General features: G+C 72.6%; 17 protein-coding genes. 5 read left to right on the forward strand and 12 right to left on the reverse strand.

The genetic code is table 11. From position 1 onward, the window contains the following. The first annotated feature begins 32 nt into the window (after positions 1-32). Positions 33-404, forward strand: a complete 372-nt coding sequence (locus ACXJKB_RS05155; RefSeq protein WP_457186060.1) for a VOC family protein — start codon at positions 33-35, stop codon at positions 402-404. Between the two features lie 16 nt (positions 405-420). After that, positions 421-1065 (forward strand): MOSC domain-containing protein, encoded by a 645-nt coding sequence (locus ACXJKB_RS05160; protein ID WP_457186062.1) that lies wholly within the window; start codon positions 421-423, stop codon positions 1063-1065. A gap of 87 nt (positions 1066-1152) precedes the next feature. Here the strand turns inward: ACXJKB_RS05160 and tpx are convergent, their stop codons facing one another. Beyond that, a complete protein-coding gene (tpx, locus tag ACXJKB_RS05165) occupies positions 1153-1650 on the reverse strand; it encodes a thiol peroxidase (RefSeq protein ID WP_457186064.1) in 498 nt (165 codons plus the stop codon). Between the two features lie 39 nt (positions 1651-1689). Here tpx and ACXJKB_RS05170 point away from each other — a divergent pair, with 39 nt between their 5' ends. Then, positions 1690-3009, forward strand: coding sequence for a DUF2252 domain-containing protein (locus ACXJKB_RS05170; RefSeq protein WP_457186066.1), 1320 nt, complete (start codon positions 1690-1692; stop codon positions 3007-3009). Positions 3010-3018: 9 nt separating this feature from the next. Here ACXJKB_RS05170 and ACXJKB_RS05175 read toward each other — a convergent pair whose 3' ends face one another. From ACXJKB_RS05175 to ACXJKB_RS05195, 5 genes are read right to left on the reverse strand one after another with little or no spacing between them, the layout of a single operon-like run. Further along, positions 3019-4008, reverse strand: a complete 990-nt coding sequence (locus tag ACXJKB_RS05175) for an aldo/keto reductase (RefSeq protein ID WP_457186068.1) — start codon at positions 4006-4008, stop codon at positions 3019-3021. A 57-nt stretch (positions 4009-4065) separates the two neighbouring features. Further along, complete coding sequence (locus ACXJKB_RS05180) at positions 4066-4440, reverse strand: MerR family transcriptional regulator (RefSeq protein ID WP_457186070.1); 375 nt, start codon at positions 4438-4440, stop codon at positions 4066-4068. 33 nt (positions 4441-4473) lie between these two features. After that, positions 4474-5271, reverse strand: a complete 798-nt coding sequence (locus ACXJKB_RS05185) for an NAD-dependent epimerase/dehydratase family protein (RefSeq protein WP_457186072.1) — start codon at positions 5269-5271, stop codon at positions 4474-4476. Positions 5272-5273: 2 nt separating this feature from the next. Then, positions 5274-6086, reverse strand: coding sequence for a purine-nucleoside phosphorylase (locus tag ACXJKB_RS05190; protein WP_457186074.1), 813 nt, complete (start codon positions 6084-6086; stop codon positions 5274-5276). A 47-nt stretch (positions 6087-6133) separates the two neighbouring features. Then, positions 6134-6586 (reverse strand): gamma-glutamylcyclotransferase, encoded by a 453-nt coding sequence (locus ACXJKB_RS05195; protein WP_268110135.1) that lies wholly within the window; start codon positions 6584-6586, stop codon positions 6134-6136. A gap of 67 nt (positions 6587-6653) precedes the next feature. Here ACXJKB_RS05195 and lpdA point away from each other — a divergent pair, with 67 nt between their 5' ends. Next, the gene (lpdA, locus tag ACXJKB_RS05200; RefSeq protein ID WP_457186076.1) at positions 6654-8057 is read left to right on the forward strand and encodes a dihydrolipoyl dehydrogenase; all 1404 of its coding nucleotides are present in this window, start codon (positions 6654-6656) and stop codon (positions 8055-8057) included. Between the two features lie 108 nt (positions 8058-8165). Next, positions 8166-9557, forward strand: coding sequence for an NAD(P)H-quinone dehydrogenase (locus ACXJKB_RS05205; protein ID WP_457186078.1), 1392 nt, complete (start codon positions 8166-8168; stop codon positions 9555-9557). Here the strand turns inward: ACXJKB_RS05205 and ACXJKB_RS05210 are convergent. The 6 genes from ACXJKB_RS05210 to ACXJKB_RS05235 all read right to left on the reverse strand — a co-directional run bounded on the left by ACXJKB_RS05210 (position 9493) and on the right by ACXJKB_RS05235 (position 16544). Continuing rightward, complete coding sequence (locus ACXJKB_RS05210) at positions 9493-10401, reverse strand: DNA-formamidopyrimidine glycosylase family protein (protein WP_457186080.1); 909 nt, start codon at positions 10399-10401, stop codon at positions 9493-9495. The genes ACXJKB_RS05205 and ACXJKB_RS05210 overlap by 65 nt on opposite strands. A 33-nt stretch (positions 10402-10434) precedes the next feature. Beyond that, a complete protein-coding gene (locus ACXJKB_RS05215) occupies positions 10435-11175 on the reverse strand; it encodes an alpha/beta fold hydrolase (RefSeq protein WP_457186082.1) in 741 nt (246 codons plus the stop codon). Next, a complete protein-coding gene (locus tag ACXJKB_RS05220) occupies positions 11172-11993 on the reverse strand; it encodes an alpha/beta fold hydrolase (protein ID WP_457186084.1) in 822 nt (273 codons plus the stop codon). The genes ACXJKB_RS05215 and ACXJKB_RS05220 overlap by 4 nt, the downstream gene beginning before the upstream one ends. Before the next feature lie 113 nt (positions 11994-12106). Further along, on the reverse strand, positions 12107-13828 hold the full coding sequence (locus ACXJKB_RS05225; protein ID WP_457186086.1) for a helix-turn-helix domain-containing protein: 1722 nt from the start codon (positions 13826-13828) through the stop codon (positions 12107-12109). A 35-nt stretch (positions 13829-13863) separates the two neighbouring features. Beyond that, a complete protein-coding gene (locus tag ACXJKB_RS05230) occupies positions 13864-15261 on the reverse strand; it encodes an FAD-binding oxidoreductase (RefSeq protein ID WP_457186088.1) in 1398 nt (465 codons plus the stop codon). After that, positions 15258-16544 (reverse strand): MFS transporter, encoded by a 1287-nt coding sequence (locus ACXJKB_RS05235; RefSeq protein ID WP_457186090.1) that lies wholly within the window; start codon positions 16542-16544, stop codon positions 15258-15260. Before ACXJKB_RS05235 ends, ACXJKB_RS05230 begins: the two co-directional genes overlap by 4 nt. Between the last annotated feature and the right edge of the window lie 16 nt (positions 16545-16560).

Here is a 16560-nt window from a genome sequence, read left to right on the forward strand (position 1 = left end):
ACGGCGTCGGTGGGCGGTGCCACGATCGGGGCATGATCGATCACCTGGGCATCAACTGCACCGACCTGCCGCGCGCGGCGGCGTTCTACGACCGGGTCCTGGGCGTGCTGGGGCACCGGCGCCTGATGGACTTCGAGGTGGCCATCGGCTACGGCACGGACCAGCCGGACTTCTGGATCAGCACCTTCGAGGGCATCGGTCCCAACCGCGAGGTCCACGTGGCCTTCCGCGCCCCCGACGCCGCCACGGTCCGGGCCTGGCACGCCGAGGCCGTGGGCGCCGGCGCCGAGTCGCTCCACGAGCCGCGGCTGTGGCCGGAGTACCACGAGGCCTACTACGGCGCCTTCGTCCGCGACACCGAGGGCAACAACATCGAGGCCGTCTGCCACACCGGCGACTCCTGACGGCTAGCGTGTCGGCGTGCCAGCCGTCGTCCGCTCCGTCAACGCAGGCACGGCCGACCCGGTCCCGGGCCTGAAGCGGCCCAGCGGGATCCACAAGCGCCCGGTGGACGTGATCGAGGTGCGCGACCCCGGGCCGAAGCGCGGCGGGCTCGGCAGCGGCGTCGTCGGTGACGCGATCATCAGCCGGCGGCACCACGGCGGGACGACCCAGGCCGTCTACGCCGTCGCCCGCGAGGAGCTCGACTGGTGGGGCGAGCACCTCGGGCGCGACCTGACCGACGGCATGTTCGGCGAGAACCTCACCACGGCGGGCCTCGAGGTCGACACGGCCGAGGTGGGGGAGCGGTGGCAGGTCGGCGGCACCCTCCTCGAGGTGTGCGGGCCGCGCATCCCGTGCGCGACGTTCGCCAAGCACATGGCCGAGCGCGCGTGGGTACGCCGCTTCGCCGAGCGCGGACTGACCGGCGCCTACCTCGCCGTGATCGAGCCGGGGGCGATCCGGGCCGGCGACCCGGTCGAGGTCGTCGAGCGGCCGGGGCACGGGCTCACCCTGCCGATGTACTTCCGCGCCCTCATGGGCGACAGGGACCTCGCTGCGGGCTTCCTGGCCTCGGGGCTGCTGCCGCAGGTCGAGCACGACTGGCTCGCGCGGCGCCAGTAGCGCGGGAACGACGGTGGCCGCGGACCCATCGGGTCCGCGGCCACCGTCAGGGTGTCGCTCGGGGTGTCGCTCGGGGTGTCGCTCGCCTCAGCCGAGTGCGGCGACCGCGGCGTCGTAGTCGGGCTCGACGCCGATCGCGTCGGTGAGCTGGGTGTGGAGCACGGTGCCGTCGGTGTCGAGGACGACGACCGCCCGGGCCAGCAGGCCCTTCCAGCCGCCGTCGGCCATCGCGACGCCGTAGTCCTCGCCGAAGGAGGACCGGAACGCCGAACCGACGAGGACGTCGTCGATGCCCTCGGCGCCGCAGAAGCGGGCCTGCGCGAGGGGCAGGTCGACCGACACGTTCACGACGGCGGTGTTGTCGAGGCCGGACGCGAGCTCGTTGAACTTCCGGACGCTCGCCTGGCACACGCCGGTGTCGATGCTCGGGAAGATGTTGAGCACGACCCGCTTGCCGGAGACGTCGGAGTCGGTGAGCGCCTCGAACTTGGAGTCGACCAGGTCGAAGCCGGGAGCCTGCGAGCCGACCGTGGGGAGCTCGCCCACGGTGCTGACGGTGTTGGGGCCGAGTTGAGTGGTTGCCATGGCCCCCAACCTACTGGCCGCCGGTCCTAGAGTGCCCGCATGGCCCCTGCGCGAACCGACGCCCGCACCGACGTGATCATCGAGGTGCTGCGCGACGCGTTCGCGCCGCTCATGCGGGCCGACCCTGCGGCGTTCCGCGCGAAGTACCGCAAGATGGCCCGGGACCCGCACGCGTTCTACCGCGGCAGCGCGTGCCTGTTCTTCAACGACGTGACCGGTGAGCGCGACGAGTGGGCGGCCCACGGTGCCGAGCGCATCTGGATCCACGGCGACCTGCACGTGGAGAACTTCGGGACGTACCTCAACTCCGACGGCCGGCTCGTCTTCGACATCAACGACTTCGACGAGGCCTACGTCGGCCGCTTCACCTGGGACCTCCAGAGGTTCGCGGCGAGCCTCGCGCTCGTCGGCTGGCAGAAGGCGCTGCCCGAGGACGCGATCCGCAAGCTGATCGCCCGTTACGCCAGGTCCTACCTGTCCCAGGTGAACCACTACGTGGCATCCGACACCGACGACGACTTCGAGATCCGGCTCGACAAGGCCGAGGGGCCGGTGCTGACCGCGCTGGTGGCCGCGCGGGCGATGCGCCGGGCCGACCTCCTCGACGAGATGACGTACCTGGCCAACGGGAGCCGCCGCTTCATCGAGGACGGCAGCACCCGCCGCCTCAAGCGCGAGGAGCGGGCCAAGGTGGTCGCGGCGTTCCGCGCCTACCTCGACACCATCCCCGAGTCGAAGCGGTTCGACCGCAAGCTCTTCTACGAGCTCCGCGACGTCGTGGGCAAGTCCGGCTTCGGCATCGGCAGCGCCGGCCTGCCGGCCTTCAACGTGTTGGTCGAGGGCTACAGCCAGGCGCTCGACAACGACGTCGTGCTGAGCATGAAGCAGGCCAACGTCCCGGCGCTGAGCAGGTTCGTCGACACCGCCGAGGTGGACGCCTACTTCGAGCACGAGGGGCACCGCACCGCGGTCAGCCAGCGCGCGCTGCAGGTGCACACCGATCCGCTGCTCGGCCACACGAGCGTCGACGGCGTCGGCTACGTCGTCGCCGAGGTCTCGCCCTACGAGGTCGACCTCGACTGGTCGGAGATCAACGAGCCCGAGGACATGCGCTCGGTCGTCGACCTGCTCGGTCGCGCCACCGCCAAGATCCACTGCGCCTCCGACGAGGACAGCCACCAGGACCTGGTCGACTTCCAGGTCGAGGCGGCCATCGCCCGCTCGCTCGAGGGCCGGCGCAACGAGTTCGTGGACTGGCTGTGCCAGTGGGGGATCGCGTACGCCGTCCGCGTCCGCGAGGACCACGCGCTGTTCGTCGACGCCTTCCGCGAGGGCCGGGTCGGGATCGCCGCGACTTAGGCGCGTCCCTCAGGCGTCGATCGAGGCCATGCTGCCGTAGCGGTCGCCCTGGACGGCGTCGCGCGGCACGGCCTGCTCGAGGGCGGCGAGGTCGTCGGCGGTGAGCTGGACGTCGAGGGCACCGACGTTCTCCTCGAGGTACTTCACCCGCTTGGTGCCCGGGATCGGTGCGACGTCCTCGCCCTGCGCGAGCACCCATGCCAGCGCCAGCTGGCCGGGCGTGCAGTGCTTGGACCCGGCGATCTCGCGGACCTTGTCCACGAGCACGAGGTTGGCGTCCAGCGCCTCGCCCTGGAACCGCGGGAAGTACTCCGACCGGCGGCGGTCCGCCTCGCCGTCGGCTCCACCGGTGGCGCTGATCGCGCCCGTGAGGAGTCCGCGGCCGAGCGGGGAGTAGGGCACCAGGCCGATGCCCAGCTCGCGCAGCACGGGGAGGATCTCGTCCTCGAGGTCGCGGGTGAAGAGGGAGTACTCGGTCTGGAGCGCGGTGATCGGGTGGACCGCGTGGGCCCGGCGGATGGTGGCCGCCGAGGCCTCGGAGAGCCCGAGGTGGCGGACCTTGCCGGCCTCCACGAGCTCGGCCATCGCTCCGACGGTGTCCTCGATCGGGACCGTCTTGTCGACGCGGTGCTGGTAGTAGAGGTCGATGTGGTCGACCCCGAGCCGCTGGAGCGAGGCGTCGCAGGCCGCGCGCACGTAGTCGGGGGATCCGTTGATGCCGACCATGCTGCCGTCCGGGAGTCGCTCGTTGCCGAACTTGGTGGCGAGCTGGACCTCGTCGCGCCGGCCGGCGATCGCCTTGCCGACGAGCAGCTCGTTCGTGAAGGGGCCGTACATGTCGGCGGTGTCGAGGAAGGTCACGCCCAGGTCGAGGGCGCGGTGGATGGTGTCGGTGCCGCCCTGCTCGTCGGGGGTGCCGTAGAACTCCGACATCCCCATGCAGCCGAGGCCGAGGGCCGAGACGGTGAGGGAGCCGATCTGTCGTGTCTGGATGCTCATGCCTGCCACCATTCGCCTTCGAGCGCGCTCCAAGTCAACCCCTCGGCGCGGTCGGGCTCAGGCGGTGGGCGCGACCTTGTGCTCGTAGAGCGCGATCTTGTGGTCGATGGCCCGCAGGTGACCGGTGACCTCGGCGAGCTGGCGCTCCACGACCTCGCGGTGCGCGAGCAGCAGGCCCAGGCGCTCGGCCTCGTTGCCGTCACCGTCGCGCACCAGCGCGGCATAGCGGCGTACGTCCCGGATGGGCATGCCAGTGGCCCGCAGCCGGGTCACCATCTGGATCCAGCGCAGGTCCTCGGCGGTGTAGCGACGGTGGCCGGACGGTGCCCGGTCGACCGAGTGCAGCAGCAGGCCGTCACGCTCGTAGTAGCGCAGCGTGTGGGCCGTGAGCCCGGTCTTCTCGGCCGCCTCGGCGATGCTCAGGCTGGTCATCGGACCAGTGTCGGACTTGGAGCGTGCTCGAAGTCAAGCACCCAGGGCGGGACGGTGGAACTGCGCCGTCGCGAACGGGCCGCCGACGAACTCGGCCTCCACGTCGTCGTGCGGGCCGGGGGCGACCCGGTCGGCGTACGCCTCGGCGTCGTCCTGCGGCTCGTAGCCCAGCCGGCGACCCGGCTCGAGGTCCCACCACGCGCGGGTGTTGGCGCTGATGCCGTAGAGCACGGCGTAGCCCGGAGCGGGCGTGCTCAGCGCCGCCTCGACCATCCGGACGCAGTCACCGTGGGAGAGCCAGGTCGACAGGCCGCGCACGCTGGCGGGCTCCTCGAGGAACGAGCCGATCCGGCACGCGACGGCGTCGATGCCGTGGCGGTCGGCGAAGAGGTGCAGGAGCGCCTCGGCCGCGACCTTGGCGACGCCGTAGTAGGTGTCGGCGCGGGGCAGGGCCTGCTCGGTCAGGGTGCCGTCCGCGCGCGGCGTGCGGCCGACGGCGTGGTTGGAGGAGGCGTAGACGATGCGCGGCACGTCGTGGGCCACCATCGCGTCGAGGAGGGCAGCGGTCGTCACGACGTGGGAGGTGAGCTCGTCGGGGAGCGACGCCTCGTCGGGGATGCCCGCGAGGTGCACGACGGCGTCGAGCCGCTCCTCGGCGAAGACCGCCTCGACGGCGTCGCCGTCGGCGCAGTCGGCCTCGTGCCACGTGAAGGGCGTGCCGTCGGGCGGCGGGACCAGGTCGAGGCCCACCACGTCGTGGCCGGAGGCGGCCAGGCCGGTGGTGACCACCCGGCCGATGCTGCCGGCGGCGCCGGTGACCAGGACGCGCATCGTCAGATCCTCGTCACGACCTGGCTCAGCAGGCCGCCCATCCGGCTGGCCGCCGAGCGACCCGCCACGAGGACCTCCTCGTGGTTGAGCGGCTCGCCGCTCAGGCCGGCGGCGAGGTTGGTGACCAGGCTGATCCCGAGGACCTCCATGCCGGCCTCGCGGGCGGCGATCGCCTCCAGCGTGGTGCTCATGCCGACGAGTTGGCCGCCCATGATGCCGGCCATCCGGACCTCGGCGGGCGTCTCGTAGTGGGGGCCGGGGAACTGCACGTAGACGCCCTCGTCGAGGGAGTCGTCGACCTCCTTGCACATCGCGCGCAGGCGCGGGCTGTAGAGGTCGGTCAGGTCCACGAAGTTCGCACCGACGATCGGGCTCGTGCCGGTGAGGTTGATGTGGTCGGAGATCAGCACCGGCTGGCCGGGCTGCCACCCCTGCTTGAGGCCGCCGCACCCGTTGGTGAGGACGATGGCCGAGCAGCCGGCAGCGGCCGCCGTCCTCACCGGGTGCACGACCGCCGCGACGCCCTTGCCCTCGTAGAAGTGAGTGCGCGAGAGGAAGACCAGGAGGTTCTTGTCGCCGCTCCTGATGGAGCGGATCTTGCCGCTGTGGCCCGCGACGGCGGCGGCGCTGAAGCCGGGGAGGTCGGTCGTGTCGATCTCGGCGGTCGCCTCGCCGAGCGCGTCCACGGCCGGGAGCCAGCCCGAGCCCAGCACCAGGGCGATGTCGTGGCGCTCGACGCCGGTCAGCTCGGCGAGCCGGGCGGCCGCCTCGGCGGCGCTCTCGTAGGGCGTGGGGACGGAGGCTGCGTGGGTCACGCCGGGAACTCTAGACGGACCTGTCGCCGATGCCCCGGGCGTGGTGCTCAGAGTCCGGTGGACCGGCAGGCGCGGCGGCGGAGGGCCGCGACGTAGTCCTCGGGCGCACCGGCGGCGTCGGCCGCGTCGGCGAGGACCCCGAGGTAGGACGCCGAGGGCAGGCCCCCCTCGTAGGCGTCGAGGACGTAGGCCCACACGACGAGCTCGCCGGTCAACGTCTGCACCCGCACCTTGGTCTTGCGGTAGAGGCCGGTGTCGGCGGCCTCCCAGCCGTCGAGCGACCGCTCGTCCTCGGGCGTGACGTCGTAGACCGCCACGAAGACCTGCTCGAACGGGTCCTGGACGATCGTCGACAGGGCGCCGTCCCAGCCGTGCTCCTCGCCCCCGAACGTCAGCCGCCAGCCCGTCAGCCAGCCGGTGGAGTGGAGGATCGAGTGGGGGCAGCGCTCACCCATGCGGGCGGGATCGAGGTTCGTCCCGTAGGCGGCGTACAGCGTCACGGGCGACACAGTATCGAGCCACGACCTCGGGTGTTCCCCCTGCGCGGCGGACAACTAGGCTGGGCGCGTGACCGACACCCACTTCGACACCCTCGTCCTCGGCGCCGGCCCCGGTGGCTACGTCGCCGCGATCCGCGCCTCCCAGCTCGGCCAGAAGGTGGCCGTGGTGGAGGCCAAGTACTGGGGAGGTGTCTGCCTCAACGTCGGCTGCATCCCGTCGAAGGCCCTGCTCAAGAACGCCGAGCTGGCGCACACGCTCCAGCACGAGAAGGCGAAGTTCGGCATCGAGGGCGACGTCACGATGTCCTTCGGCCCGACCCACAAGCGCAGCCGCGACGTGAGCGCCGGCATCGTCAAGGGCGTCCACTTCCTGATGAAGAAGAACAAGATCACCGAGATCGACGGCTGGGGCACCCTGACCAGCGCGACCGGGATCGACGTCAAGGACAGTGACGGCCAGACCACCGGCTACACCTTCGACAACCTGATCCTCGCCACCGGCGCCACCGTGCGCCTGGTGCCCGGCGTCGAGCTGAGCGACAACGTGGTGACCTACGAGGAGCAGATCCTCACCGACGAGCTGCCCGGCTCGATCGTCATCGGCGGCTCCGGCGCGATCGGCGTCGAGTTCGCCTACGTGATGGCCAACTTCGGCGTCGACGTCACGATCGTCGAGTTCCTCGACCGGATGGTCCCCACCGAGGACGCCGACATCTCCAAGGAGCTCCTCAAGCACTACAAGAAGCTCGGCGTGAAGGTGCTCACCTCCACGGCGGTCAAGAAGGTCGAGGACACCGGCTCGGGCGTCAAGGTCACCATCGCGCCGGCTGCGGGTGGCGACGAGCAGGTGATCGAGGCCGACAAGTTCCTCGCCGCCTTCGGCTTCGCCCCGCGGGTCACGGGCTTCGGCCTCGAGGACATCGGCGTCGCGGTCTCCGAGCGCGGCGCGATCGAGATCGACGACTACATGCGCACCAACGTCGACAACGTCTACGCCATCGGTGACTGCACCGGGAAGATGATGCTCGCCCACGTCGCCGAAGCGATGGGCATCGTGGCCGCCGAGACGATCAACGGCGCCGAGACGATGCCGGTCGAGTACGACTTCGTGCCCCGCGCCACCTACTGCATGCCGCAGATCGGCTCGTTCGGCTACAGCGAGGCCCAGGCCAAGGAGAAGGGCTACGACGTCAAGACGGCGACGTTCCCCTTCACCGCCAACGGCAAGGCGATGGGCCTCGGCGAGGCCGTCGGCTTCGTCAAGGTCGTCGCCGACGCCGAGCACAACGAGATCATCGGCACCCACATGATCGGCCCCGACGTCACCGAGCTGCTGCCGGTCATGACGCTGGCCCAGAAGTGGGACCTCACCGCCGACGAGGTGGCTCGCAACGTCTTCGCCCACCCGACCCTCGGTGAGGCCGTCAAGGAGGCCGTCCACGGCATCGCCGGTCACATGATCAACCTCTGAGGCCAGGAGGCACCGAGCTCGCGAGGTGGCTGCGTCGGCCGAGGAGGTCGAGTGGCGCAGCGGCTGAGGAACGAAGCCGTACGCGGTGTATCGAGACCTAGGAGAGCAATGACCGACCACATCGTCATCATCGGCGGCGGTCCGGGCGGCTACGAGGCCGCCCACGTGGCCGCGCAGCTGGGCGCACAGGTCACCGTCGTCGACACCGACGGCGTCGGTGGCTCGGCGGTGCTGACCGACTGCGTGCCGAGCAAGACGCTGATCGCCACTGCCGAGCTGATGACCGACATGTCGACGGCGCAGGAGCTCGGGGTCAACTTCCACGACCACCAGGGCGACGCGGCGACGACCATCAGCGTCGACCTGGCTCGGGTCAACGCCCGCGTCAAGCAGCTCGCGGCCGACCAGTCGACCGACATCGCGGCCCGCCTCGACCGCGACGGCGTACGCGTCGTCACCGGTCGTGGTCGCCTCGGGCCGGACCTCACGGTCGTCGCCACGACCGCCGACGGCGAGGAGACCCTGCAGGCCGACGCGGTCATCGTCGCGACCGGTGCGGCGCCCCGCACGCTGCCGAGCGCCCAGCCCGACGGCGAGCGGATCCTCACCTGGGAGCAGGTCTACGACCTCACCGAGGTGCCGGAGAAGCTGGTCGTGGTCGGCTCGGGCGTCACCGGCGCGGAGTTCGCCAGCGCCTACCTGTCGCTCGGCATCGACGTGACGCTCGTCAGCAGCCGCGACCGGGTGCTGCCCGGCGAGGACGCCGACGCGTCGGCGGTGCTGGAGGACGTGGCCACCCGCCGCGGGATGAAGGTGCTCAGCCGCTCACGCATGCAGTCGGTGACCCGCGAGGGCGACGAGGTGACGGTGACCCTCACCGACGGCCGCACGGTCACCGGAAGCCACTGCATCCTCGCGCTCGGCTCCGTGCCCAACACCGCCGACCTCGGTCTCGAGGAGGCGGGCGTGGCCGTGGACGACGGCGGCTTCATCACCGTCGACCGCGTCTCGCGCACCTCGGCGCGCGGGATCTACTCCGCCGGCGACTGCACGGGCGTGCTGATGCTGGCCTCGGTGGCGGCGATGCAGGGCCGGATCGCGATGTGGCACTTCCTCGGCGACGCGGTCGCGCCGCTGGACCTCAAGAAGGTGTCGTCCAACGTCTTCACCTCCCCGGAGATCGCCACCGTCGGCTGGTCGCAGCAGGCCGTCGACGCCGGCGAGATCGAGGCCGAGGTCGTCACCCTGCCGTTGGCCGGCAACGCCCGCGCCAAGATGCAGGGCGTGCGAGACGGTTTCGTGAAGCTCTTCTGTCGTCCGGGCACCGGCATCGTGGTCGGAGGAGTGGTCGTCGGGCCGCGGGCCTCCGAGCTCATCCACCCGGTGTCGGTCGCGGTCGCGGAGTCGCTGACCGCCGACCAGCTCGCCCACGCGTTCACCGTCTACCCGTCGATGAGCGGGTCGATCGCCGAGGCCGCCCGGCGCCTGCACCACGTCTGATCCCGGGTCCGTCGCCGGCGCGGGCCTCCGGCCCCGGGCCGCGCTGGCACGACCTGCACCACCACGTGCGGCGGTTGGCGGCGTCTCCCGGGACCTCGGCCTGCACACTGACCGGGCCTCCGCACCGGCGGCAGCCCTGCCGCTGGCGGCCGGTGATCCAGTGGTCGTCGCCCTTCACCGGTGAACCGGTGGTCACCTGGTAGGCGCCCGGCACGCGCGCCGAGTGGCGCAGCATCGTGGCGGCACGCTCGACGAGGTGGGGCACGTCGACCTCGCCGACCGGCGTCCACGGGCTCACGCCGCTGAGGAAGGCGAGCTCGTTGGCCCAGAGGTTGCCGAGGCCGGCGAGCGACCGCTGGTCGAGCAGCGCGGTCACCAGCGGCGTGGTCGGCGCGGCGAGCAGGCGGCTGACCGCCTCCTCGGCGTCCCAGTCGTCACGGAGCGGGTCGGGACCGAGGTGGCCGACCAGGTCGGCCTCGCGATCGGTCGGCACGAGGGCGAGGTCGTGCAGCCGGATGCCGTGGACGGTGCGCCCGTCGTCGAGGGACCACACCAGCCGGACGTGGGGCTGCAGCTTGCCGGGCAGCCGCTTGCCCGGCGCCAGGGTCGACCACGAGCCGTCCATGCGGAGGTGGCTGTGGAGCGTGGCCGGCGGCGAGCCCACGGCTCCGGAGAAGCGCGTCATCAGGTGCTTGCCGTGGGTGTCGTGCCCGACGACCTCGCGGCCCGACAGGTCGCGCGTGGCGAGCGCGGGTGTGCGGAAGTCGGAGCGCTCCACCGTGTGGCCCACGAGCTGGCGGTCCAGCCGTCGGGCGAGCTTCCACACGCTGTCTCCCTCGGGCACCCGTCCAGTGTCACAGGCGGGTGCGACAGCGGCTCAGGTCGCGCCCAGCAGGACGCCGCGCACTCCCGCCCAGGTCCGGTCGGGGTCCTGCAGCCAGAAGTCGTGGCCGACTCCAGTGAGTCGACACACCTCCCATCCGAGCGCGGCCAGCCGTGCGGCGGTCGCGTCGGGCAGCACGGCTGGCGAGTCGTCGGACAGCACCACCGTCGACGGAACAGCGGGTGCCGTGACCGCGGCGGGGTGGTGGGCCACCTCGCGGAAGACACCGATCGCCATGCCCTTGTCGAAGCGGGCGGTCGCGGCCTTGCGGAGCGCGGCGTCCTCGGCGGCGAGCGGGGCTCGGCCGCGGCTGCGCCACTTCTGCGCGAGGGCCGTGAGCACCACCGAAACCGGGGCCGCCGCCCAGAACAGCCGTCCCGGGAGTCCGTCCGTGGGCAGCGCGAGCCGGAACCCCGGGTCGAGGTACAGCGCGTGCGCGGGTGCCAGGCTGGCCACCGCCCGCTCGAGCACCGTGCCGCCGAGGGAGTGGCCGACCACGAGGTCGAGGCCGGCCGGCAGCGTCTCGACGAGGTCGTCCGCGAATGCCGCGATGCCGTAGTCGTCGGCCCGGTCGCTCGCGCCGTGCCCGCGCAGGTCGACCGTTGTGACGGTGACCCCTCCGGCTGCCACGAGCCGGTCGGTGAGACCGCGCCACAGGGCACCATCGGCGCCGAGCCCGTGGACGAGCGCGACACGCCGCGCCCCGTCGCCGTGGGTCGTCGTGGCAAGCCTCATCTGACGGGGACCCCGATCTCGGCGACGAAGTCGAGGAGGAGCTCGTTGAAGACGTCTGGCTGATCGATGCTGATGGCGTGGCCGGCGTCCTCGACGACGAGCGCGCGGCCGGCCACCGACCCGGCCACCGCCGCCGCGGCGTGCTCGCACGACCAGACCTGGCTCTCCCGCCCGGCCAGCATGAGCAGCGGTCGCGGGAAGCGGCGTACGACGTCGCGCCAGTCCTGGAGGGCGTGGTCGCGGAGCAGGCCGAGGGTCTCCGGGGCAGCGCTCTCGCGAAAGGCGGGGAACCCGCCGAGGCGCTCGGCCAGCCGGGCCACGGACTGGCTGGACCGGTCCACGGTGCGGCCGCCGTCGAGCTGGGGGACGCCGTGGTCGAAGAAGGTGGCGGCGTTGGTGGCGTCGTAGCCGTAGAAGCCGTGCGGCCAGCTCGCGTCGTTGAGCATCTTCGGGGTCTGGTCGACCACGACGACGCCGGCGAGGCGCGACGGGCCGAACTGGTCGACGTAGGCCCAGAGGGTGTTGCCGCCCATCGAGGCGCCGACGAGGATCGCGTCGCGGAGGTCGAGGTGCTCCAGCAGCTCACCGAGGTCGCGGCCGTGGCGGGCCATCCGCTGGCCGTGGATGGGCGTCTCGGACTCGCCGTGGGCGCGGCGGTCGAAGGCGATGGCCCGGTGACCGGCCGCGAGCAACGCGTCGACGGTGAGCACCCACGCCGTCGCGGGCGCGGTGTAGCCGTGCACGAGCACGACCGGGCGCCCCTGTCCTTCGTCGGTGAAGGCGAGGGTGACGTCGTCGGTGGTGCGGAAGGTCGGCATGGTCCGACGGTAGCGGCGTCCGCGCGCCCCGGGCATGGAGAGCTCGTACGTCGCCCGGCGCTGCCGATGGAGGAGTCGTCCGTGTCCCGTGTCGGGCCGGTCAGTCGGGCCGGTCAGTCGGGCCGGGCGGCCAGGAGCCGGTGCAGGCGCAGCGCCACCTGGAGCTCGAGGGCGCGACCCGGCTCCTTCCACTGCGGGCCGAGCACCTCGGTGATCCGGTCGAGGCGCTGGTAGAGCGTGTTGGCGTGGATGTGGAGGACCTCGCAGGTCCGCGCGTGGTGGCGCGCCTGCTCGAGGTAGGTCTCCAGGGTGGCGGCGAGGTCGCGCTGCCGCTCCCGGTCGTGGTCGAGCAGCGGGCCCACCGTGGACCGGATGAAGGTGGCGAGCCCGGTGCGCCCCGAGCGGCTGAAGAGCGACCGGTAGAGCCCGAGGTCGTCGGCTGCGGCGCAGGACCCGGCGCGGTCGAGGGCCAGCAGCAGGGACGTCGTCTGGCGGGCCTCCTCGTGCGCTGTCCGGACGCCGGACGGCCCCCCGGTGCAGGCGGCGAGCCCGGTCGTGGGAGTGCCGTCCGGTCCGCAGAGGCGCTCGCAGGCCTCGCGGGCGTCGTCCACGCCGGCCGGGACGAGGACGACGACCTGTCCCGCGTGGGAGGCCGACCAGCCCCGCAGGTGGGCGGCCAACCGGGACGCGAACGCCACGGCGACCGTCGTGCCCACCGGCTCGGGGTCGACGACCGCGACGGCGCCGACGGCCCGCAGGTCGATGCCCAGGGCCCGCGCCCTTCGGACCAGGCTCTCCTCGTCGGTGCCAGAGGACAGCAGGGCGTGCACGAACTCCCCACGGGAGCGGAGCTCCGCCTCGGCGACCGAGCGCTCCGACGCGATCAGCACCGCGACGGTGGTGGCGCCGATCCGGAGCAGTCGGAGGGGCTCGTCGTCCTGGTCCGCAGTGCCGCCCGCGGTCGTGGGGGAGCCGTCGTCGTCGCCGGGGGTGGTGCCGGTCGTGGCGAGCAGGTCCGCGACGTGCCCCTCCGGGAGGTCGACGGGCACGACGAGGACGGGGGCGGCCAGCCGTTCCCCGGCGAGGGTCCGGCCGTCGACGTCGCGCACCTCCACGACCAGCCCGGCCGCGCGGTCGAGCGCGGCGACCACCGCCGGGAGGCCGCCGCCGATGAGCACCACCTCGTTGAGGACGTCGCGCAGGTCGCTGGCGCGTCGGCGGCTCTCGCCGACGACGTGCAGTGCCGCGTTGGCCTCGCGCAGCTCGGCCGCGGCCGCACGCTCGCGGTCGAAGAGGTCGGCGGTCCGAAGGGCGAGCGCCGCGTGCGCGGCCAGGCCGGCGAGGAGCTCGACGTCGTGGTCGACGAAGACGCGGGGACGGCGTTCGGCCGCCAGCAGGACCCCGAGCGTGTCGTCCCCGACCACGAGCGGCACGCCAAGGATTCCGCCGAGCTGCTCGCTCCGGGCCGCGGAGTCGGTGCCGGCGGCGTGGGGGAAGCGGGTGTCGGCGAGGTAGCTCTCGCTCCACAGCGGTCGGCCGCTGGCCAGCACCTGGCCGCCGAGTCCCTGGCCGGCCTCGAGCTCGATGCCACGCATGGCCGACCCCATCGCACCGTCGACCACCTCGATCCGCAGGCGGCCGTCGCGGAGCAGCATGATGTAGGCGACGTCCCCGCCCAGCAGCCGGCGCGCCTGGCGGGCCACCTCGTCGAGGACCTCGCGGGTGTCGTGCAGCGCCGCCAGTCGGCGGGCGAGGTCGTTGAGGACGGCCAGCTCGTCGGCGCGGCGGCGCAGCTCGGCGACGTCGTGTCCGCTGTCCTCACCGGGGGCGACCATCTCCCCATCCTCACGCATGGGGCGGTGGGGAATGCTCAGGCGACGACCTTCCCGGGGTTGAGCACCCCGTGCGGGTCGAGCGCGCGCCGGATGGCGCGGTGCATGTCGACGACAGCGAGGGGGAGCTCGGCGGCGAGCCCCGCGCGCTTGAGCAGGCCGACGCCGTGCTCGCCGGTGACGGTGCCCCCGCACGTCAGCGCCTCGGCGATGATGTCGTCGAACGCGGCCTGGGCCCGCACCTGCGCCGCGTCGTCCCCGGCCGGCGTGATGATCAGCGGGTGGAGGTTGCCGTCGCCCGCGTGGGCGATGTTGGCGATCAGCACGTCGTGCCGCTCGCCGATGGCCTGCACGGCCGCCAGCATCTCGGGCAGCCGCCCCACCGGCACGCAGACGTCCTCGGTGAGCACCGGCCCGAGCCGCTCCAGCGCGGAGTAGGCCAGCCGGCGCGCGGCGAACATCGTGTCGGCCTCGGCGTCGTCCTCCGACCGCGCGGCGAACGTCGCGCCAGCGCCCTCGAAGGCGGCCAGCACGGCCTCGGCCTCCGCCACGCCAGCGGCGCCGGGGCCGTCCACGCGGGCCAGGAGGATGGCCTCGCAGTCGGCCTCGATGCCGAGGTTCTTCCAATCGTTGACCGCGGTCAGGCAGTGGCGGTCGAGCAGCTCGAGGGCGGAGGGCACGGTGCCCGCACGGGCCACCGCGGCGACCGCCTCGCCGGCGGCGACGAGCGAGTCGAAGAACCCCACCACGGTCTGCTCCGGCGGCCGGGCCGGGCGCAGGCGGACGGTGATCTCGGTGACCAGGCCGAGGGTGCCCTCCGAGCCGACCAGCAGGGAGACGAGGTCGTAGCCGGCGACGCCCTTCGCCGTCTCGCGGCCGACCCGCACGAGCTCGCCGGTGCCGGTGACGACCTCGAGGGCGAGGACGTAGTCGCCCGTGACGCCGTACTTCACGCAGCACACGCCACCCGCGTTGGTGGCGACGTTGCCGCCGATCGTCGACCAGGGCGAGCTCGCCGGGTCGGGCGGGTACCAGAGGCCGTGCTCGGCGCAGGCCGCACGGAGGTCGTCGTTGACGACGCCCGGCTGGACGACGGCCAGCCGCTCGACGGGGTCGATCCGCAGGACGGCGGTCATCCGCTCGAAGCTCACCACGATGCTGCCGGCGACGGCGTTGGCGCCGCCGGAGAGTCCGGTCCCCGCGCCCCGGGGCACGACCGGCACCCGGTGCTGTACGCACCACTGGACGATGGTGCGCGCCTGCCCGGCGTCGGTCGGTCGGGCGACGGCCAGCGGGACGTCGTACGGGGCCCACTCGGCCTCGTCGTGGCTGTAGCGCTCCATCGAGTCGGGGTCGGTCAGCAGCGTCCCGGCCGGCAGCAGGTCCGTGAGGGAGGAGAGGTCGGTCCCGGTGGCGGTGGTCGCGGTGAGGGTCATCGGACGGCCTTGATCGGGCGGACGAGGGCCGCGCCGAGCATCACGAAGACGATGCCGGAGACGAACAGGGCCGGGTAGCCACCGGTGACGGTGACCAGCGCAGCCGCGATCGAGGGGCTCATGGCCTGCGGGAGCGTGGTGGCGAGGCCGAGGATCGCGAGGTCGCGGCCGGCGCTGCTCTCGCCCTGCAGACGGGCGGGGAGCACCTCGGTCATGAGGGCGAGGTCGATGGAGATGTAGACGCCGAAGCCGAGGCCGAGCAGGAAGGCGTAGGCCAGGATGCCGGACGTGGTGGGCACGACGAGCGGGATCGCCAGGGCGATCGACATGACGACCGAGGACCACACGATGAAGGGCTTGCGGCGACCGACCTTGTCGGAGAGCCAGCCGCTGCCGAGCGCGGAGAGCAGCACGCCGACCAGGAGCACGATCCCCATGGTGGCGGCGAAGGAGTTGGACTCGGCGTCGCTGAGGCCGATGTAGTCGCGCAGGATGTAGAGGCCGTAGGTCTGGGCGCCGTAGAAGCCGATGACCATGAGGAAGCGCGAGGCGAAGGCCCAGGCGAAGTCGGGGTGCTGGCGGGGGCTGACCCAGAAGCCGCGCAGGAACTCCTTGGCGGTGGTGCGCTCGCGGGGGAGGTGGGCACTCGAGTCGTCGCGGTTGACCACTACGAAGACACCGACGACGACGACCATGAGCAGCGCGAGCACGACGTAGGGGAGGTATCCCTCCGTGGCGGTGCCGCCGGCGACGACGACCCCGACCGCGTTGCCGATCGTGATGCCGACGCCGATCATCGCCGACACGCCGCCGCGGCGGGCCGGGGGGTAGCGGTCGGGGACGAGGGCGGTCGCGGCCGCCTGCAGGGCGTTGACCCCGACCTGGACGACCAGCCAGACGGCCGCCACGGCGAGCACGGACTGCGCGAGCGGCAGGCCCAGGAGGAAGCCGCTGGTGAGGAGCGCGCCGCCGACCATCCAGGGGGTGCGGCGCCCGAAGCGCGAGCGGGTCGCGTCGGAGAAGGCGCCGGCGAGGGGCTGGGCGAAGATGTTGGCGACGAAGGCGACCGTCGTGACGAACGCCAGGTTGCCGATCTTCCCGGCCTCGTCGATGCCGGCGACGATGTTGGGCAGCAGGATGCCGTTGCCGGCGGAGTTCACCGCGAGGATGGCGACGTAGACCATCAGCAGGCCGAAGGTCATCCGGCGCAGCCGGGGCTCGGGCGCCGCAGGCGCGGGTGGCGCGACCGACTGGACGGGGACGGAGAGGTCGGACAGCGCCATGGCGAGCTCCTGGTTC

This window comes from Nocardioides sp. P5_E3, from assembly GCF_054049275.1.